Annotated in this window: 17 protein-coding genes; 12 read left to right on the top strand and 5 right to left on the bottom strand. The window is 73.8% G+C overall.

The genetic code is table 11. The annotated features are described in order from the left end of the window. The first annotated feature begins 306 nt into the window (after positions 1-306). Positions 307-1,083 (top strand): SigB/SigF/SigG family RNA polymerase sigma factor, encoded by a 777-nt coding sequence (locus tag ABZ956_RS09430; RefSeq protein WP_361889364.1) that lies wholly within the window; start codon positions 307-309, stop codon positions 1,081-1,083. Here the strand turns inward: ABZ956_RS09430 and ABZ956_RS09425 are convergent. Further along, positions 1,067-2,302: a PAS domain-containing protein gene (locus ABZ956_RS09425; protein ID WP_361889361.1), complete on the bottom strand. Its 1,236-nt coding sequence runs from the start codon at positions 2,300-2,302 to the stop codon at positions 1,067-1,069. The genes ABZ956_RS09430 and ABZ956_RS09425 overlap by 17 nt on opposite strands. A gap of 88 nt (positions 2,303-2,390) precedes the next feature. Further along, entirely contained in the window at positions 2,391-2,660 is a 270-nt protein-coding gene (locus ABZ956_RS09420) for a WhiB family transcriptional regulator (RefSeq protein WP_361889358.1), read from the bottom strand. Positions 2,661-2,822: 162 nt separating this feature from the next. On the opposite strand from ABZ956_RS09420, the gene ABZ956_RS09415 reads away from it, so the two are divergent. The 3 genes from ABZ956_RS09415 to ABZ956_RS09405 all read left to right on the top strand — a co-directional run bounded on the left by ABZ956_RS09415 (position 2,823) and on the right by ABZ956_RS09405 (position 5,769). After that, entirely contained in the window at positions 2,823-3,554 is a 732-nt protein-coding gene (locus ABZ956_RS09415) for an ANTAR domain-containing protein (RefSeq protein ID WP_361889355.1), read from the top strand. Positions 3,555-3,697: 143 nt separating this feature from the next. Continuing rightward, a complete protein-coding gene (gene ctaD / locus ABZ956_RS09410; protein WP_361889353.1) occupies positions 3,698-5,383 on the top strand; it encodes a cytochrome c oxidase subunit I in 1,686 nt (561 codons plus the stop codon). Beyond that, the gene (locus ABZ956_RS09405; protein WP_361889350.1) at positions 5,380-5,769 is read left to right on the top strand and encodes a cytochrome c oxidase subunit 4; all 390 of its coding nucleotides are present in this window, start codon (positions 5,380-5,382) and stop codon (positions 5,767-5,769) included. The genes ctaD and ABZ956_RS09405 overlap by 4 nt, the downstream gene beginning before the upstream one ends. Here the strand turns inward: ABZ956_RS09405 and ABZ956_RS09400 are convergent. Next, positions 5,766-7,400, bottom strand: coding sequence for a cytochrome b N-terminal domain-containing protein (locus tag ABZ956_RS09400; RefSeq protein ID WP_361889348.1), 1,635 nt, complete (start codon positions 7,398-7,400; stop codon positions 5,766-5,768). The two genes, ABZ956_RS09405 and ABZ956_RS09400, sit on opposite strands and share 4 nt — an antisense overlap. A gap of 211 nt (positions 7,401-7,611) precedes the next feature. On the opposite strand from ABZ956_RS09400, the gene ABZ956_RS09395 reads away from it, so the two are divergent. From ABZ956_RS09395 to ABZ956_RS09385, 3 genes are all read left to right on the top strand, one after another. Continuing rightward, on the top strand, positions 7,612-9,078 hold the full coding sequence (locus ABZ956_RS09395) for an ornithine decarboxylase (RefSeq protein ID WP_361889345.1): 1,467 nt from the start codon (positions 7,612-7,614) through the stop codon (positions 9,076-9,078). A 64-nt stretch (positions 9,079-9,142) separates the two neighbouring features. Beyond that, positions 9,143-10,501: a cytochrome P450 gene (locus ABZ956_RS09390; RefSeq protein ID WP_361889342.1), complete on the top strand. Its 1,359-nt coding sequence runs from the start codon at positions 9,143-9,145 to the stop codon at positions 10,499-10,501. 84 nt (positions 10,502-10,585) lie between these two features. Then, positions 10,586-11,869 carry an alginate lyase family protein gene (locus tag ABZ956_RS09385; protein WP_361889339.1) on the top strand — a complete coding sequence of 428 codons (1,284 nt, stop codon included), beginning with the start codon at positions 10,586-10,588 and terminating at the stop codon, positions 11,867-11,869. Between the two features lie 4 nt (positions 11,870-11,873). Here the strand turns inward: ABZ956_RS09385 and ABZ956_RS09380 are convergent, their stop codons facing one another. Beyond that, positions 11,874-12,674, bottom strand: a complete 801-nt coding sequence (locus tag ABZ956_RS09380; RefSeq protein ID WP_361889336.1) for a polysaccharide deacetylase family protein — start codon at positions 12,672-12,674, stop codon at positions 11,874-11,876. A 183-nt stretch (positions 12,675-12,857) separates the two neighbouring features. Between ABZ956_RS09380 and ABZ956_RS09375 the strand changes: the two genes are divergently transcribed. Beyond that, the gene (locus ABZ956_RS09375) at positions 12,858-13,544 is read left to right on the top strand and encodes a CBS domain-containing protein (RefSeq protein WP_361889439.1); all 687 of its coding nucleotides are present in this window, start codon (positions 12,858-12,860) and stop codon (positions 13,542-13,544) included. A gap of 17 nt (positions 13,545-13,561) precedes the next feature. On the opposite strand, the gene ABZ956_RS09370 is transcribed toward ABZ956_RS09375, so the two are convergent. Then, positions 13,562-14,764, bottom strand: a complete 1,203-nt coding sequence (locus ABZ956_RS09370) for a globin domain-containing protein (RefSeq protein ID WP_361889437.1) — start codon at positions 14,762-14,764, stop codon at positions 13,562-13,564. A gap of 367 nt (positions 14,765-15,131) precedes the next feature. On the opposite strand from ABZ956_RS09370, the gene ABZ956_RS09365 reads away from it, so the two are divergent. From ABZ956_RS09365 to ABZ956_RS09350, 4 genes are all read left to right on the top strand, one after another. Beyond that, on the top strand, positions 15,132-15,242 hold the full coding sequence (locus ABZ956_RS09365; RefSeq protein WP_361889333.1) for a keywimysin-related RiPP: 111 nt from the start codon (positions 15,132-15,134) through the stop codon (positions 15,240-15,242). 134 nt (positions 15,243-15,376) lie between these two features. Continuing rightward, positions 15,377-17,269: an asparagine synthase-related protein gene (locus ABZ956_RS09360; protein ID WP_361889330.1), complete on the top strand. Its 1,893-nt coding sequence runs from the start codon at positions 15,377-15,379 to the stop codon at positions 17,267-17,269. Beyond that, positions 17,270-17,698, top strand: coding sequence for a lasso peptide biosynthesis B2 protein (locus ABZ956_RS09355; RefSeq protein ID WP_361889327.1), 429 nt, complete (start codon positions 17,270-17,272; stop codon positions 17,696-17,698). It begins immediately after the preceding gene. 40 nt (positions 17,699-17,738) lie between these two features. Continuing rightward, positions 17,739-18,962, top strand: coding sequence for a cytochrome P450 (locus ABZ956_RS09350; RefSeq protein ID WP_361889325.1), 1,224 nt, complete (start codon positions 17,739-17,741; stop codon positions 18,960-18,962). Positions 18,963-18,981 lie beyond the last annotated feature (19 nt).

Genomic DNA, 18,981 nt, shown 5'->3' with positions numbered 1-18,981 from the left:
GGTTCTCCCTGGTGATCACCGCCCTGTTCGTGCTGGCGCTGCTGGTGGGCCGCCGGGAGTTCTACGCCAAGGGCGTCCGGCGGGCGCACGGCCCCGGGGCGCCATGGGGTGAAGGGCAACACTCCTGGGACGCGGGGGTGTTTGGGCTGTGCACACCGGGGCACCCGCATCCTGTGCTTCGGACCGGAGGCACGCCGCAGCAGCAGGATCTCCCCTGCCCTGGCCGCGCGGCGGTGCACCGGCATCCGCACGTGATCCGACCGCCGGCCCGGGGAGACCGACACCCCCCGAGGAGCCGTCACTGTCATGCGCCCTTCCACCCATCCGCACGACGACGCCCCCGACACCGTCGAGACCTTCCGCCGCATCGCCCGCCTGCCCGAGGGGCCCGAACGCGACGAGCTGCGCCGCGAGGCCGTGACCGCCTGGATGCCGATGGCCGAGCGCCTGGCCGTGCAGTTCCGGGGCCGCGGCGAGTCCGCCGAGGACCTGCGCCAGGTCGCGGCCCTGGGCCTGGTCAAGGCCGTCCACCGCTACGACCCCGGCCGCGGCACCGCCTTCGCCAGCTTCGCCGTGCCCACCGTGGTCGGCGAGATCAAGCGGCACTTCCGCGACCACCTGTGGAGCGTGCACGTGCCCCGCCGGGTGCAGGAGCTGCGCAACCGGGTCCGCCGGGTACGCAACGAACTGCCGCCCGGCCCGGGCGGCCGGGGCCCCGGCGTCCGCGAGATCGCCGAACGTGCCCTGCTGACCGAGGAGGAGGTACGCATCGGCCTGGCCGCCATCGACAGCTACACCACGCTCTCGCTCGAGGCCGAGCGGCCCGGCTCCGAAGGGCGCGCACTGCTCGACACCCTCGGCGGCGCCGACCCCCGCATGGAGCGGGTCGTGGACCGGGAGGCGGTCAAACCGCGGCTGCGCGGGCTTCCCGAGCGCGAGCGGGAGATCCTCTACCTGCGCTTCTTCGGCGACCTGACGCAGCGCCAGATCGCCGAGCGGCTGGGCATCTCCCAGATGCACGTCTCGCGCCTGCTCAGCCGCACCTGCGCGCGATTGCGCACCGAGATCACGGCCGGGGCCTGAGCGGCCCGAGGGCACGCCCCAGCGCCAGCCCGGTGTGCCGCGCCACCCGTTCCAGCACCCCCGCCTCCGCCATCGAGAACGGGCCGGGCTCGCCCGGCTCCCCCGGCTCCGCCGTGCCCGTACGGAAGACGGTCAGGACCGCGGCCACCGGCGGACCGGGGACACCGGCGGGGCACCGCACCGGCAGGCAGACCAGCGAGGCCACCGCGGCGCGGGTGATCAGCGCCTCGCCCGCGGCGTCCCGGCCGAAGCAGCCGGCGTCCTCGGCCCGTACCCGCACCGTGACCACCCCGCCCGCGGCGGCCTCGACGACCACGGGGCACTGGGCCGGATCCTGGGCCCGCACCGCGGCGGCCGTCCCGTCGCCCTCGCGCCCGGCCGGGGCGGCCACCGCGCGGCGCCGCAGCGTTCCGGTGTCGTCCACGAGGTCGGCGATCGCCCAGTCGGCGAGGGTCGCGCCCAGCGCCCCCGTGACCGCCCGCAGCACCCCATCCGGCCGGCCCGGGCCGGCGGCCAGGAGGGCCGCCGTCACCTCGTCGAGCGTGTCGAGCAGGACGGTCTCCCGGGTGGCGGCCGACAGGGCGTGCCGTGCGTCGCCCGGGACGCCGCCCGGGGCGTCGTCCGGGGCCGCCGGGCGGTGCACGGCATCGTGGCCGGGGGCCTGGAAGACCGCCATGACGGCGTTGCGCGTCTCGCCCGGCGGGCGCAGCGCGACGAGGGTCAGCTGCCAGCGCTCGCCGGCGGCGGCGCCGGGCGGTGCGAGCAGTCCGGCCATGACGCTGCGGTCCCCGTCGCCGCGTGCGACGGCGGCCGCCTGGGTGCGCAGGGCCGGCCGGTCGGCCGGTTGCAGGAAGGTCGTGAGCGAACGCCCCGTGGCGTATCCGGCGCCGACGCCCAGCAGGCGGGCGGCCCCCTGGTTCAGCCGGCGTATCGCGCCGTCGCCCTCCAGGAGCGCCACCGGCAGGGGCAGCCGCTGGAAGAGGGCGCGCAGCAGCTGCTCCTCCTGCCGGCCGGCGCCGGCGTCCGCCCGGGTGCGGCGGGCCGGCTCCTCGTGGCGCGGCCACAGCACGTCGGCGGCGTAGCGCAGTTCGATCAGCGCGGCGTCCAGGGCCCGCAGTTGCCGGTCCGGCGGCAGCCCGCGGACGGCCTCGAGCTCACGCACCCTGCCGCGGAAGTCCGCCAGTTCCCCGTCGAAGCCGTCCCGCCCGCCACCGGTCATGGGGGAACGATAGTGCGCGCCGCCGCCGTCTCCCGGCCTCACGGAGACTCACCTCCCGCCGGACACCGGGGCGGTGCCGTCGTGGCGGTCAGTGCGGCACCTTGCGGCGCCGGGCGGGGCGGGCGTACTCGGGCCGGCGCCGGCGTATCCTGCGGCGTTCGTCCTCGCAGGTGCCGCCCCACACCCCGGAGTTCTCCCCCGTGCGCAGGGCGTAGTCCAGGCACTGGGCGCGCACGGGACAGCGCCGGCACACCTTCTTGGCGTCCTCCTGCTGCCGCGCGGCGGGGCCGACCGTTCCGACCGGGAAGAACAGGTCGGGGTCCTCACGGGTGCATGCCGCGTACCGCAGCCAGTCCATCGTTCCTTCCCCTCCTCGTCGCCTCGTCGTTGCTGCTTCATGTCGTCCGTTTTTCGTCTTGTCAGCTTCCGGTGGCAGGGGCGCGGGTACCCCCGGGCAGGGGCGGGAAACCGAAGCGGAGTGGCTCCCGCCGGGCGCCGTTTCCGCTCGCGAAGGGGGGGCATGCGCCTGCCTATGGAGGCCATCGCGCAGACACAGGCAGGTGTCCTGTCGGCGGGCGCGGAGCTGCTCGGCGACATGGCGGAGACCCCGTGGGGACAGCGCATCGCACAGGTGACCGAACTGATTCCCCGGCTGGTGCCGGGTACCTGCGGCGCCACCACCACGGTCTGGGACGGCACCGCCGAGTCGCCCACCACGGCGACCCATCCGGATCTGGCCGACCTCGTCACGGTGCAGCTGCGGGCCGCCGAGGGCCCCATCCCCACGGCCGTCGGCACCCGCGCCCCCGTCCGCGCGGACGACCTGCTCACCGACGAACGCTGGCCGCGCTACCGGGCCAGCGCGCTGGGCACCGGCATACGGGCCAGTGCCACGCTTCCCTTCCACCGTGCGGGGGTGACCGTGACGGTGACGGTCTACCGGCTGCGCCCGGGCGGCCTGGAGCACGCCGCGCAGGGGCCGTCGGCGCTGCTCGGCAAGCTCCTCACCGACACCGTCGCCCGGGACCGCCGCTACCGGCGGGCGCTGGCCACCGTCGACCAGCTGGACGCGGCCCTGCACTCGCGGGCGGTCATCGACCAGGCCTGCGGCATCGTCATGCACGTCCTGGGCTGCGACACGGACACCGCCTTCGGCGTCCTGCGCCGCATCTCCCAGCACACCAACCGCAAGCTGGCCGACCTGGCGCGCGCGGTCGTCGACAGCCGGGGGCAGGACCTGCCGGCCGGGTGAACGCATCCCGCCCGGGCCCGGCCGCGGCCGTACGCCCGAATGGCGCAGGCGGGGTTTGCGCCACGGTGATCAGGGCTAGACACGAGGCGCCCGCTGACGCGACGGCAGGTCTCGGCAGACTTCGCCCGGCACATGGAGAGGCGATGCCGCAGCTGGATCACCGGACACCGCCCGACCAGCTGTCGGAGAGCACCGACAACGCCCGCACCCGGCTGGGGAGCAGGCTCCTGGGCTATCTCACCACCACCGACCACAAGGTCATCGGCAACATGTACCTGGTGACCGCCTTCGCCTTCTTCCTGCTGGGCGGCCTGCTGGCGCTGCTGATGCGCGCGGAGCTGGCCCGGCCGGGCCTGCAGGTCTTCAGCAACGCCCAGTACAACCAGCTGGTGACCATCCACGGCACGGTCATGATGCTGCTGTTCGCGACGCCCATGTTCGCGGGCTTCGCCAACGCCGTGATGCCACTGCAGATCGGGGCTCCGGACGTCGCCTTCCCGCGCCTGAACGCCCTGACGTACTGGCTGTTCCTCTTCGGGGGCCTGATCGTGGTCTCGGGCTTCCTCACCCCCGACGGGGCCGCCGCCTTCGGATGGTTCGCCTACGCCCCGCTCAACAGTGCCGTCTTCTCGCCGGGCGCGGGAGGCGACCTGTGGGCGATGGGGCTGGTGGTGGCCGGGCTGAGCACCGTGCTGGGGTCGGTGAACTTCATCGCCACCATCGTCTGCCTGCGGGCGCCCGGCATGACGATGTTCCGCATGCCCGTCTTCACCTGGAACATCCTCTTCACCTCCATCCTGGCGCTGCTCGCCTTCCCGGTGCTGACGGCGGCCCTCCTCGCCCTGGAGTCGGACCGCAAGTTCGGCTCGCACATCTTCGACGCGGCCAACGGCGGGGCGGTGCTGTGGCAGCACCTGTTCTGGTTCTTCGGCCACCCCGAGGTCTACATCGTCGCCCTGCCCTTCTTCGGCGTGATCACCGAGATCATCCCGGTCTTCAGCCGCAAACCCATGTTCGGCTACCTCGGCATGGTGGGGGCCACCATCGCCATCACGATGCTGTCGGCGGTGGTCTGGGCCCATCACATGTTCGCCACGGGGCTGGTACTGCTGCCCTTCTTCTCGCTGATGTCGTTCCTGATCGCGGTGCCGACCGGGGTGAAGTTCTTCAACTGGATCGGCACCCTCTGGAAGGGCGGCATCACCTTCGAGACCCCGATGCTGTGGGCCCTGGGCTTCCTCGTCACGTTCCTGCTGGGCGGCCTGAGCGGCGTGCTCATCGCCTCGCCGCCCCTCGACTTCCACGTCACCGACTCCTACTTCATCGTCGCCCATCTGCATTACGTGCTGTTCGGAACGGTCGTGTTCGCCATGTTCGGCGGCTTCTACTTCTGGTGGCCCAAGTGGACGGGCCGGCTGCTCGACGAACGGCTGGGCAAGGTCCATTTCTTCACCCTGTTCGCCGGCTTCCAGCTGACCTTCCTGGTGCAGCACTGGCTGGGCGAGGCGGGAATGCCGCGCCGCTACTCCGACTACCTCGCGGCCGACGGCTTCACCACGCTGAACACCCTCTCCACCATCGGCTCGTTCCTGCTGGGCCTGTCGACGCTGCCGTTCCTCTACAACGTCTGGCGCACCGCCCGCTACGCGCCGAAGGTGGAGAGCGACGACCCCTGGGGCTTCGGCCGGTCGCTGGAGTGGGCGACGTCCTGCCCGCCGCCGCGCCACAACTTCGTCGCGCTGCCTCAGGTGCGCTCGGACTCCCCCGCGTTCGACCTGCACCATCCCGAGGCGGAGAGCCGGGACCCGCACAGGGAGCTGAGCACATGAAGGCCGAGGCGGTGCTGTTCGCCGGGGTCGCCGGCTTCTTCCTCCTCACCGGCGCCGGCTACGCGTGGTGGTCGGGCAGGGAGCCCGCGGGCACGGCGGCGCTGACGGTGTCCTTCCTGATGGCCGCGCTGATGTCGTTCTTCTTCACCATGAACTACCGCCGCCGGGGCTCACGGCCGGAGGACCGCAAGGAGGGCCGGGTGGCCGAGCGCGCGGGCCCGCTCGACTTCTTCCCGCCCCACAGCGCCTATCCGGCGCTGACGGCCCTGGGCATCGCGGTGCTCGCCCTGGGCGTCGTCTTCGGCCTGTGGCTGTTCCTGGTGGCCACGGGAGTGCTCGCCGCCGGGGTGATGGGCATGGTCTTCCAGTTCAACGACAGGGCCTAGTGCCGCTTGGGCGCCGGCTCCGGTTCGGCCAGCCTGCTCGCGATCTGCTTGCGCTGTTCCGCGGTGACCGGCATCTCCACGCGGTCGCGGTAGTACCAGGAACTGAGCGCCGCCCGCAGCCGCCTCCGCCGCGGCACGGGGCCCTGCGGGGCGGGCAGCGGCCGCGGGACCTCGCGCACCATCAGCCGGTAGCCCTGCTGCGCGGAGATGCGGTGATGGCCCTCCGCCAGCCCTCCGGAGACGTCCTGCACCACGTCGCCGGTCTCCTCGCCCTCCGTAAGCCGCCGCCGGTCGCGGGCCTGCAGGGCCAGGCACAGCCGCTTGGTCGCCCAGAACGCCAGCACGGGGCCGACGACCACGAGCACCCTCAGGGTCCAGGTCAGGGCCTCGACGGAGAGCCGGAAGGAGTAGGCGATCACGTCGTTGCCGCCGGCCAGCAGCAGGACCGCGTAGGCGACGACCGCCGCCACGCCCAGCCCGGTGCGCGCGGGCCGGTCCCGGGGCCGGTCGCACAGATGGTGCTCCGTGCGGTCGCCGGTCACCCACTTCTCGAAGAACGGATACGCGTACAGGATGAGGAACAGCACGCCCGGCAGGATCACGGCGGGGATGAGGACGTTCCACATCAGGGTGTGGCCGCCCACCACGTTCTCCCAGGGCGGCATCAGGCGCAGGGCCCCTTCGAGGAAGCCCACGTACCAGTCCGGCTGCGCTCCGGTGGTGACCTGATCGGTCCGGTAGGGGCCGTAGTTCCAGACCGGGTTGATCTGGGCGAGGGCGCCGAGGAGGACGAGCACCCCGGCGAGCATCGTCATCAGGCCGGTGGACTTGGCGGTGAAGTGCGGGAACATCGGCACTCCCACCGCGTTGCGGTTGGTCCTGCCCTGCGCCCCCCAGTGGGTGTGCTTGAGGTAGACCACCAGGTAGAGGTGGAGGGCGACCAAAGCCAGCAGCACGCCGGGGACGAACAGCACGTGCACGATGTACAGCCGCGGAATGATGATCTCGCCGGGGTACGGGCCGCGCCAGATGAAGGAGCTGAGGTACGTACCGGCGAACGGGATGGACAGCACGATGCTGTTCGCCGTCCGCATCCCGGTCCCGGACAGCAGGTCGTCCGGCAGTGAGTAGCCGCAGAAGCCCTCCAGCAGCGCGAGGAGGAACAACGTCACCCCGACGGTCCAGTTCGCCTCCCGGGGCCTGCGGAACGCCCCGGTGAAGAAGACGCGCAGCATGTGGACGCCGATCGCGGCGACGAACACCAGCGCCGCCCAGTGGTGCGCCTGACGGATCAGCAGCCCGCCCCGCACGTCGAAGCTGAGGCCGAGCGTGGTGGCGTAGGCCTGGGACATGCGCAGGCCCTTCAGCGGCTCGTAGGCGCCCTCGTACACGGTCTGGGTCATGCTCGGGTCGAAGAACAGGGTGAGGTAGGAGCCGGTGACGACGAGCACCAGGAGGCTGTAGAGGGCGAGTTCGCCGAGCAGGTACGACCAGTGGTCGGGGAACGCCTTGCGCATCAGCGCCGCGGCGGTCTCCGCCGCCGGCAGCCGCCGGTCCAGCGCCCCGAATCCGGTCACCGCCGCCGCGCGCGCCCTTTCCGCGGCCCTCTGCCGCCACGTCGGGAACAGCATCCACCACGCTCCTCGTCAAGCCGCGCGCCCGGGGCCCGCCGCGCCACACCGCGGCTGATGGGTAACCGGCGTGCCGGACGGCTAATCGCCGGGCCGGGGAGGATTAGGCAGAACAGGGGGCGCGGGCAGGCGTTTCCCTCCGGCGCGGCAGGTCACCCGTACGGCAGCACGCTTTCCCGCTTCCGGTGTCCTCCCGCGGAGGGATCTTCAGATGGACCACACCCAGGCGCCCTTTCTGGAGGCGCTCGGCGACTATCACGGCCGGGGACGGCTGGGCTTCACACCGCCCGGGCACAAGCAGGCGCGGGGCGCCGATCCCGACGTGCGCCGCCGCCTGGGCGAGGCGGTGTTCCTCTCCGACGTGCTGGCCTGCGGCGGGCTGGACGACCGGCGCACGCGGGGGCGCGTGCAGGAGCGGGCCGAGGCGCTCATGGCGGACGCGGTCCACGCGGACCACACCTTCTTCACCACGTGCGGCAGCTCCCTGTCCGTCAAGGCGGCGATGCTGGCCGTCGCCGGCCCGCACGAGAAGCTCCTCATCGGCCGCGACGCGCACAAGTCCGTGGTCTCCGGCCTGATCCTGGCGGGGATCCGCCCGGTGTGGGTCGATCCCCTGTGGGACGGGGGCCGCCACCTCGCCCATCCCCCGTCGGCCGGGGCCTTCGACGAGGCGTTGCGGGCCCACCCCGACGCCCGGGGAGCGCTGGTCACCAGCCCGACGCCGTACGGCTCCTGCGCCGATCTCGCCGCGATAGCCGAGGTCTGCCACCGCCGTTCGCTGCCCCTCGTCGTGGACGAGGCGTGGGGCGCGCACCTGCCCTTCCACCCCGGCCTGCCCGCCTGGGCCATGGACGCGGGCGCCGACATCTGTGTGACGAGCGTCCACAAGATGGGCAGCGGCCTGGAGCAGGGATCGGTGTTCCATCTGCGGGGCGGGCTGATCGACGCGGCCACGCTCCGGTCCCGCGCCGACCTGCTGGGCACCACGAGCCCGTCGGTGCTCATCCTGGCCGGCATCGACGGCTGGCGGCGGCAGATGGCGCTGCACGGGCAGGACCTGCTGACCGACACGCTGGAGCTGGCCGCGGCGGTCCGGGCCGGGATCGAGCTCATCGAGGGGCTGCACGTCAACGACCGTGCCGACCTCACCGGCCCGGGGGCGGGCGCCGACCTCGACCCGCTGCCCGTGGTCATCGACGTGCACGCCCTGGGCACGACCGGCTACCGGGTCGCGGACCGGCTGCGCGCGCACCATCGCGTCGATCTCCACCTCGCGGACCACCGGCGGGTCAGCGCCCAGCTCACCCACGCCGACGACGACGGGACGACGGCCGGCCTGCTCACCGCCCTGCGGGACGTCGCCGACCGGGCCGACACCCTGCGGCCGGCCCCGGCCGTGCACGTGCCCTCCCCCGGCGACCTGCGGCTGGAACAGGTGTGCCTGCCGCGCGAGGCCTACTTCGGGCCCGTGGAGGACGTGCCCGTGGAGCGGGCGGCCGGGCGGGTGGCAGCGGAGACGCTGACCCCCTATCCCCCGGGCATCCCCGCGGCCGTGCCCGGTGAGCTCCTGACGGCGCCCGTGCTGGACTACCTGCGCACCGGCGTCGGCGCCGGCATGCACCTCCCGGACGCCGCGGATCCCGCCCTGCGCACGATCCGCGTACGCCACGCGCGTTGACGGCGCCGCGCCTGCCCCCGCGACCTCGCCCGCGCGCCACCGCCCCGGCCCTAAGCTGGACGGCGTGCCGTACGACGCCGCGCATCCCTCCGCCGTCCGGCCGCCGGTGCGGGCGCCGGGGGCGCTGCCCCTGCTGGGGCACTTTCCGCAGCTGGCCAGGGACCCCTTGCGCTTTCTGGGTTCGCTGCCCGCCCACGGCGATCTGGTGGAGGTCAGGGCGCCCTTCCAGCGCGTGTACGTCCTGTGCCACCCCGCCCTGGCGCAGCAGGCGCTCACCGACGGCCGCACCTTCGACCGCACGGGCCCGGTGTTCGACCGGGTGCGCGCCGAGATGGGCAACGGCCTCGCCACGTGCTCGCACGCGGCGCACCGCCGGCAGCGGCTGATGGTGCAGCCCGCCTTCCGCCGCGAGCGGCTCGGCCGCTACGCGGAGGTGATGCGCGAGGAGATCCCGGTCCTCATGCGGGGGTGGCGGCCCGGTCAGGTGGTCGACATGGTCGACGCGATGTTCACCCTCACCACGTCCGTGGCGGTGCGCACCCTCTTCTCCTCGCGCGTCGACGCGCGGACGACCGCCGGGCTGCGGGAGTGCCTGGACACCTTCCTGCGCGGCGTCTACCGGCGCAACCTCCTGCCCTTCACCACGGTGCTGCCCACCCCCGCCAACCGCCGCTACACCCGTGCGCTGGACCGGTGGCGCCTGTACGTACGGCGCATCGTCGACGAGGCCCGGCGGACCCAGGGCACGGGCCCGGACGATCTACTGTCGTGGCTGCTCGCGGCCCGGGACGAGACGGACACGGGCCTGAGCGAGCAGGAGCTGCACGACCAGATCGCCGTCCTGGTCCTGGCCGGCGCGGAGACCACCTCGGGCGCGCTGGCGTGGGCCTGGCACCTGCTGGCGGCCCACCCGGGCGCCGAGGCACGGCTGCACGCCGAGGTCGACGCCGAGCTGCGCGGCGGGAGCGCGGGGCTGGAGGATCTGCCGCGGCTGGCGCACACCGCCCGCGTCGTGAAGGAGACGCTCCGGCTCTACCCGCCGGCGTGGATCATCCCCCGTACCGTCACGCGCGAGACCGCCCTGGCGGGCCGGGCGCTGTCGGCGGGCGCCCTGCTGCTGTTCAGCCCCTACGTCCTGCACCGCCGTGCCGACGCCTTCCCCGAGCCGCACCGTTTCCTGCCGGAGCGCTGGCAGCCCGAGGCGGCGGACCGGCCCGCGGCGCTCCGCACGGCCTTCCTGCCCTTCGGGGCGGGGCCGACCAAGTGCGTCGGCGAGTCCTTCGCCCTCACCGAGGCGTGCCTGGCCGTGGCCTCCATCGCGGCCCGCTGGCGGCCACGCCCGGTCCCCGGTGTCACCGTGCGCCCGGCGCCCAGGACGGTCCTCGCCCCCGAAACCCTGCCCATGCGGCTGGACGCGCGCTGACCTGCGGCCACCGATCGGCGCAACACCTGGGGCGGGGGCCGTCGGTGGAGGCGACGCTTGCATCAGTCGCACCGGAGGTGGGCCGTGCCCGGACCATGCCGCATATCGTCCTTCCGGACGGGGCCGAGCCGCACCGGCCTGCTGATACGGATATCCCTCGCCGCCGCCCTCCTGGCTCTGCTCACCCCCCTCATACCGGTGAACGCGCCCGCCGCGCCCGCAGGCACGGCGATACCGGTGGCGGCCCCGCCCCGGCATCTGATGGCCGGCCGCTTCACCCATCCCGGGGTGCTGGTCAGCCGGGAGCAGCTCGAGGAGGTCCGTGTGCGGGCCACCGGGAGGGCCGAGCCCTGGCGGTCGGCGTTCAGGTCGATGCGCGACAGCGCCTACGGCTCCCTCTCCTACACGGCGGCGCCCACCTCCGTCGTGAGCTGCCCGACCGATTCCCGGCCCGGCCGGGGGTGCGTGGAGGAGCGCAAGGACGCGATCGCCGCCTACACCCACGCGCTGCTGTGGTACATCACCGACGACCGCGCGCACGCCCGCAAGGCGGTGCAGATCATGGACGCGTGGTCCGCCGTGGTCGACGACCACACCGAGGGCAACGCGGCGCTGCAGGCCGCCTGGGCGGGTACGTCCTGGGCCCGGGCGGCGGAGATCATGCGCTACACCTACGACGACTGGCCGCCGGGCCGCGTGCGGCGCTTCGCCACCATGCTGCGCACCGTCTACCTCCCCCGGGTCGCGGCCGGCGCCCCGGACCACAACGGGAACTGGGAACTGACCATGACGGACGCCACCATGGCGATCGCCGTCTTCCTCGACGACCACGCCGCGTTCGAGGACGCCGTGGACCGGTTCCGGGCCCGCGTGCCGGCGTACTTCTACCTGAGCACGGACGGGCGGCTGCCCAGGCGGCCCCCGGGCAGCCGCATCGGGACGGCGGCCGAGGTCAGGGCGTACTGGTTCGGCCAGCGGCGGTTCGTCGACGGCCTCGCCCAGGAGACCTGCCGCAACTTCACCCACGTCGGCTACGGGCTCGCCGCCACGGGCCACATCGCGGAGACCGCCTGGCACCAGGGCGTCGACCTCTACGCCGAGGCCGGCCGGCGGCTGCGCGCGGCGCTCGCCTTCCACGCGGGGTACCAGCTGGGCGACGCCGTGCCGTCCTGGCTGTGCGACGGGCGGCTGAGCACGCGGATGGGCCCGGACACGGAGGTCCTCCTCAATCACCTGACCGGCCGGGAGGGCGTCGCGATCCCGGACGCCCAGCGGGTCGCCGAGCTCAGGCGGCAGGCTGGGCGCCCGGGGACCGACGGTCTCTTCGTCGCCTGGGAGACGCTGACCCACGCGGGGAACCCCGGCTGACGCGTCAGGGCCGGGCGTCCGGCGGCCGGAGGAGGGTGCGCAGGTCGGCCACCTCATATCCCTGACGGCGAATCAGATCGATGATCTGTGGCAGGGCCTGGGCGTCGAGGACCTCGCCCGAGCCGTCGGCCGAGCCGACGTGCATCTGGATGATGGCTCCCGGGCCGAGCACGTCGGCGACCCGGGCGAGGGCCTGCCGTACGCTCATGCCGCCCGCCGTGCCGAGGTAGCCCTTGGTGTCCGTGGTCCACTCGATGTCCGCGAAGCCCAGGGAGTTGACCTGCGCGATCGCCTGGGGCGTGGTCTCCCCGTAGGGGAAGCGGAAGAAGGGCAGGGGGACCTCTCCCGAGGCCGCGCGCAGCGCCCGGTCCGTGGCGGTCACCTCGTGCTCGACGTCCTCCGCGGACAGCCGGGAGAAAAAGGGGTGGCTGTAGGAGTGGTTGGCGATGCCGCACCGGCGGGCGATCGTGCGTACGGCGCCGGGGTGACGCTCGGCGAAGCGGCCGGTGAAGAAGAAGGTGGCCGGTGCCCGGTGCCTGCGCAGGGTGTCCAGGACCTCGGGGATGCCGGCCTCGTCCCAGGCGGCGTTGAAGGTGAGGGCGACCCGGCGCTCCGGCGTGGGCAGCTTCCTGATCTCCCTGCCGTACAGCCACGCGACCGGTCCCGGTGACGCCACGGCGGAGGCCGGCGCGTGCGGCCCGGCGCGTGCGGCGGCCTGCCGGGGGCCCGTCGTCGCCGCGAGGGCGAGGGTGGTGGCGGCGCACGCGGCGAGGGTGAGCCTGCTGATCCTCCTGGCTGGACGCACACCACGATCATGACGTACGCGCCGGCCCGCGCACTCCGGTCCGGGCGGCGCGTCGTGCTTGCCGCCGGCGCCTTGGTGCGGGCTCGGCCACGGTAACGATCAGTGTGTGCGAGGCTGGAAGCACTCCCGGAAGGCCGCGGCGCCGCGCCCGCTCTTCCGGTGCACCGAAAGGACGGGACGATGTTGCAGCACAGAACCGTTGGCGATCTGATGACCCACTCGGTCGTCCGGGTCCAGCGCGGCACCGTGTTCACGGAGATCGTGCACGTGCTCCACGAGCACGACATCACGGCGGTTCCGGTGGTGGACGCCCAGGACCGGCCGGTGGGCGTGGTCTCCGAGGCCGACCTGCTGGCCAAGGCGTCGAAGCAGCCGGACCCGGTCGGCCTGTTCGAGCTGGATCCGCAGGGCCCGCTGGGGGGCGCGAAGCACGCGGCGACGACCGCCGAGGGGCTGATGACGAGCCCGGCCATCTGCGCCCGGCCGGAGTGGAGCGTGGTGGAGGCGGCCCGTGCCATGGAGGAGCACCGGGTCAAGCGGCTGCCGGTCGTCGACGGCACCGGCCGGCTGGTGGGCCTCGTCAGCCGCGGTGACCTGCTGCGCGTCTTCCTGCGCACCGACCGGGCCATCCGTGAGGAGATCATCGAGGACGTGCTGGTGCGCACCTTGCGCGAACCGCCGTCGGCCGTCGGCGTCGAGGTCACGGGCGGGCAGGTGCGCCTGAGCGGCTCGGTGCGGCGCAAGTCCCTCGTCCCGGTGCTCGTCCAGCTCTGCCAGAGCGTGGACGGCGTCGTCAGCGTCGACCACCACCTGGCCGCCGAGACCGACGACACCGCTGCGGGGACCGCCGAACCGGCCCCGTACGCCTGAGCGCCCCGGCGCGGTGCTCAGCGCCGGGCGTCGCCCGCGCCGAGGACCGGGTCGTGGTGGATGCGCCCGCCGGGCAGGCCCTGCTCCCGCAGCCGCCGCACGGTGGCGCCCACCATCTCCGGCGGGCCGCTGACGTAGGCCCGGTGGTCGCCGAAGTCGCCGTGGCGGTGCACCGCGTCGGCCACCGGGCCGCCGGCGCCCGGCCCCTCGTCGAGGACGGGCACGATCCGCAGCCACGGCCGCCGTCGTTCCATGGCCGCCAGCCAGTCCGCGTCGTAGAGGTCCTCGCGGTGGCGGGCGCCCAGGAACAGGTGGACGCGCCGGTGTCCGGTGCGGCGCCCGGCCAGCTCTTCCAGCAGGGCCCTGGCCGGTGCCAGTCCCGTGCCGCCGGTCACCAGCAGCAGATCGCGCGAGAGGTCCTCGTCCAGCGTCATCGTTCCGGCCGCCGGCCCCACCCGCAGGGCGTCCCCGACGCCCGTGCGGTTCACCAGCGCCTCGCTCACCCCGCCGGCGCCCGTGCGCCGCACGTGGAATTCCAGGACGTTGTCGGGGCGGGGTGCGCACGCCATCGAGTACTGCCGCCAGGTCTGCGGAAGCAGCGGCGACTCCAGCGCGGCGTACTGTCCGGCCCGGTAGGGGTAGGGCTCGTGCGGCCGCACGCGCAGCACGGCCAGGTCCGGTCGTCGTAGCTCGTGGCCGACCACCACCGCGTCCCAGTAGGGCGGTTCGGTGAGCGCGGCGTCCGCGCCGGCGACCATGGCGTCCACGGCGAACCGCAGCATGCGCAGCCATGCCTGTTCGAGTGCGTCGGTCCACTGGTGGCCGGCCTGCTTGCGTAACGCTTCGCGGAGGGCCGCTTCGAAGGCCTCGTAGTGCACGGGCCGGACGCCGAGTTTGCGGTGGTCGCGGCCGAGCCGGGTGAAGGTGGCGGTCACCTCCTCGGGCCGGTCGAGGTGCTCGGTCAGGTAGCCGAACATCCGGGCGAGGTGCTCCCGCTGGAACGCCATCGACTCCGGGAACAGCGACCGCAGGTAGGGCCAGCGCCGGAACATGGCCTCGTACAGGTGGGTGATGAGGTCCTCGAAGGGCGTGACGAGGTGCAGTCGTTCCGCGATCAGCCGCCGGTCGGCCTCGTCGCGGCAGGGGCCGGCCGCGGCGGGCGCGGGGAGCGCGCCCGGTGCCGGCCTCTCCGGCGCGAGCAGGGCTCTGCGCAGCCGCATCGCGTCGTGGCGCGCCAGCAGCGCGTAGTAGTCGTTGCCCCGGGGGGTGTTCACGGGCTGGGTCTCCTTGTGCTCCGTCGTGGCGACGGCAGTATGTCAGCGCCCGGAAATGCCCGAACGGCCCGGGATGACAGGGCCATTCGGCCCTTTTCCCGCAGGTCCGGGCAGGGCTTGAGGACAGTGCGGCGGGAAGGGCCGGCGGTGTGGGTCGAACGACCGTCAGTGCGCGCCGGGGCGCGTCCGTAGGGTGAGGGGCAACGGGCCGGAAACCCGAGAACCGGGAAACCGGGAAAACCGGGAAACGCTTTATGGCGGGGCCCGTTGCAGCAAGTCCACCGGAAATCCGTACGCAGAAAGGTGAATCGCGATGCGCGCTTACGAACGTCCGACACTCGTGCTGGCCGGAGGATTCCGTGCCCGGACCCGCCGCAAGCCCGGCCCGTGGTGGGAGTGGATCGGCCCGAACTACCTCGACTGATCTTTCGGACACGTCTTTCCGACCGGTCCTTTCCGGCGTGCGACGCCCGGCGGCGTTGCACGCCACCTTCCCGCCCGGCCGGGCAGTCGAGCGGCCCCAGCAGCCGAGGCCCCGGGTCTAAGGAGTGCATCACCGTGTCCCGCACCGGCATCCCATGGTTCGTCGTTCTGCCCGATACCGACGACGCCCTTCCCGTGGGGAGAAGGCTCCGTGAGGAGCATCCCGGCCTGCGTGTGCTGCCGCACGCCTCCGGCCGGGCGTGGCTGGTCGGGGCGTGGGCCGACGAGGACATCGCGACGGCACGCACGGGGGAACGTGCCGTCGCGGTGCTCGGCGAGCACGACGTCACCGGCGCGTGGCTCGCGGACCGGCTCGCCGGCATGGGCGATCCACGCCGGCTCGACGGCCTCGCCCCGCGGGTGACGGGCAGCGTCCACCTGATCGCGTCGTTCGGCGGGACGGTCCGGGTGCAGGGCACGGCCTCGGGCGTGCGGCGGGTGTTCCACGCGACCGTCGGCGGTGTGCCGGTGGCCGCCGACCAGGCGCACCGGCTCGCCCGGCTCGCCGGGGCGAGCGTCGATCCGGCGCGGGTCGCCGCCCGCATGCTGTTCACGTCCGCGCCCTGGCCGGTGGGCTGGGAACCGGTCTGGGACACCGTGCGGGCCGTGTGGCCCGGCCACTGTCTGACGATCGACGCGCGGGGCCGCACCCGGCACGAGCGGTGGTGGACTCCGCCGCCCGCGCACTCCTCGCTCCCCGAAGCCGCGGCGGCGCTACGGGAGGCGTTGGGGCGGGCGGTGCGGCTGCGCGCCGCGCCGGGCCGTACGGTCGCGGCGCACCTGAGCGGGCTGGACTCCAGCTCCCTGGTGTCGCTGGCGGCACGGGAGAAAGCCCAGGTGGTCGCCCTGACCGCCGCGCAGCCGGACGTGCTGGACGAGGACGTGGCCTGGGCCCGGCGCACGGCCGCCGGCCTGGGCGCGGCGGGGTTCCCGGTGGAGCACGAGGTGCTCGACGCCGAGGACGTGCCCCTGGTCTACGACGGCATCCTGGGCGCCCGCGACCCGTTCGACGAACCCTTCCTCATGCTGCACAACCGCGAGCCGTACCGCTACATCCTGCGGCGGGGCGAGGCGCACCGCCCGCGGCTGCACCTGGTCGGCTTCGGTGGCGACGAGGTGTGCACGGCCGCCTACCAGTGGCTGCCGTTGCTGCTGCGCCGGCACCCCGCCCTGGGGCTGCGCTATCTGCGGGCGGTCACCGCCAAGTACCGCTGGTCGTGGCCGAGTGTGGCGCGTTCCATCCTGACCAGGACGAGCTATGCCACCTGGCTGCGGGAGGCGGCGCGCAAGCTGCCGGAGCACACGGTCGACCTGCGGCAGCCGGAGTTCGGCTGGGGAACCTTCCCCGTGCTGCCCGCCTGGCTGAGCGACGAGGCCGTGGAGGGGGTCCGGCGGGAGCTGCGCCGGGCGGCGGAGAGCGATCCGGTCGTCGACGACGACCGCGGCGTCCACATCACGCTGTCGTCCCTTTACGCCGGCGCGCAGATCACCCGTGGTTTCCAGCAGATCGCGGCGGCCGACGGCGTGCGGGTGAGCGCCCCCTTCTTCGACGACCAGGTGCTGGACGCCGCCCTTTCCGTGGAGATTTCCCAGCGGTACGACCCGGGCAGGTACAAGCCGTTGCTGGTCGAGGCGATGCGCGGCATCGTCCCGGACGCGACGCTGGGCAGGACGACGAAATCGAGCACGCCCGCCAATGCCGTGCTGGGCAGCCGCAAACACCGTGACCAGCTCGTGGGACTGGCGCAGGACAGCGAATTGGCCGGGCTCGGCATCGCCGACCCGGAAGAGCTGCGCAGGGTGTGTTACGGGCCGATCGAGGTCGAAACCTTCTCGCAGCGTCTGGAGCCGACCATCGCCTGTGAGATCTGGCTGCGCAATCAACGCGGGAACAACCGGCGGGACGACGGCCGACGAGAAGGCGAACAGCGGGAGACCCTGACGAATCCGGGCCTGATCGGAGGATGAATGACCGTTCAGCAGACCATTTCCATCGACCCGGGGTCGCTGGCGCCGCGGGACCGCACGCTGACCCGCGTCGCGGTGTTCGTGGCGCGGAGGCTGGAGAACCGCTCGCCGCGCCGGATCCGGCAGGTGCTGTGCCTGCTGCGCCGCGGGGCCCGTCCGGCGACGTACGACGAGGCGAGCCGGGCGCGCTCGATGGTCGTCAGGACCAGCTGGACGTGCAGCGGGGCCGACGGCTGTCTGCCGCGTTCCCTGGCCACGGCCCTGCTGTGCCGCATGCGCGGCAGCTGGCCCACCTGGTGCGTGGGGCCGCGCGTCATGCCGCCGTTCGGCGCGCACGCCTGGGTGCGGGCCGAGGGCCGGGATGTCGGGGAGGACGTACCGGAGGGCTATCTGCGGATTCTGATGCGGGTGGAACCCGTTGAGCGCTGAGTGCGGGCACGACGGGGCGGCGGGCGGAAGGGGGGAAGAGATGAGCGGCACGGTGACGGAATCGGTGCCGGCGGTGCCGATGCCGCGCACCTGCCCGTACCGGCCGCCCGGGGAGTACGCGCGGTTGCGGGCGCGGGGCCCGGCGTCGCGGGTGACGCTGGCCGGGGGCCGCTGGGCATGGCTGGTCACCGGCCACCGGGAGGTGCGGGCGCTGCTGGCGGATCCGCGGATGTCGGCGGACGCCACCGATCCGCGGTACCCGGAACTGGCGTACGTCCCCGAAGAGCTCCTGCCGAGCCGGGAGGTCCGCCGGCGGACGCGGACGTTCGTCCAGATGGACCTGCCGGAACAGGGCGTCCACCGGCGCATGGTGCTCGGGCACTTCGGGTCCCGGCGCGTCGCGGCCCTGCGCCCGTTCGTCGAGGAGAGCGCGCGGGTGCTGGTGGGGCGGATGCTGGCCGCGGGGCCGCCGGCCGACCTGGTGCGGGACTTCGCGGCGCCCCTGCCGGCCTGGGTGCTCACCGAGGTGTTCGGCGTGCCGGCCGCGGACCGGCCGTCCTTCCGTGCCCGGCTCGCCCGGGGCGAGCGCGGCATCGGCGAGCTGGCCCCCTACCTGGAACGGGTCCTGGCCGAGGGGGCGGCGGACGGGCTGCTGGGCACCATGACCGCGCGGGTGCGCGCCGGAGAGCTGACGTCACGCCAGGCGCTGGCCACGCTGATGATGCTGTTGGTGGCCGGCCACGAGACGACCGAGAACATGCTCGCCGTGGGCACGCTGGTCCTGCTCACCCACCCCGCCCGGCGGGAGGGGCCGCCGCCCGGTCCGCGGGACGTGCCGGGCGCCGTCGAGGAGTTGCTGCGGTACGTGTCGACAGCGGACCTCCTGTCCCGGGTCGCCACCGCCGACATCGACCTCGCCGCCACCGGCGACGAGGGACGCGGCGGGGTGCGGATCCGGGCCGGCGACGGCGTCCTGCTGTCCCTGGCCGCGGCCAACCGCGACGGCCGCGTCTTCGCCGACCCGGACGTCTTCGACCCCACGCGGCCCGGGCGCGGCCACCTGGCCTTCGGACACGGCCCGCACCAGTGCCTGGGCAACGCCCTGGCGCGGCTGGAGCTCACCGTCGGGCTCACCGTGCTGCTGACGCGCGTCCCCACCCTGCGGCCGGCGGTCCCGGCCGGCCGGCTGCCCGTCAAACCGGCGCTCAGCCTGCAAGGAGTCACCCGGCTTCCGGTCACCTGGGAGCCGGGTACCACCGCATGAGCCGCCCGCGCCGCGAGGA

This window comes from Streptomyces sp. NPDC046261, assembly GCF_040646235.1.
Taxonomy (GTDB): Bacteria; Actinomycetota; Actinomycetes; order Streptomycetales; family Streptomycetaceae; genus Streptomyces.
The sequence above is the reverse complement of the archived record's forward strand: the minus strand, read 5'-3'. Positions and strand labels throughout refer to the sequence as shown.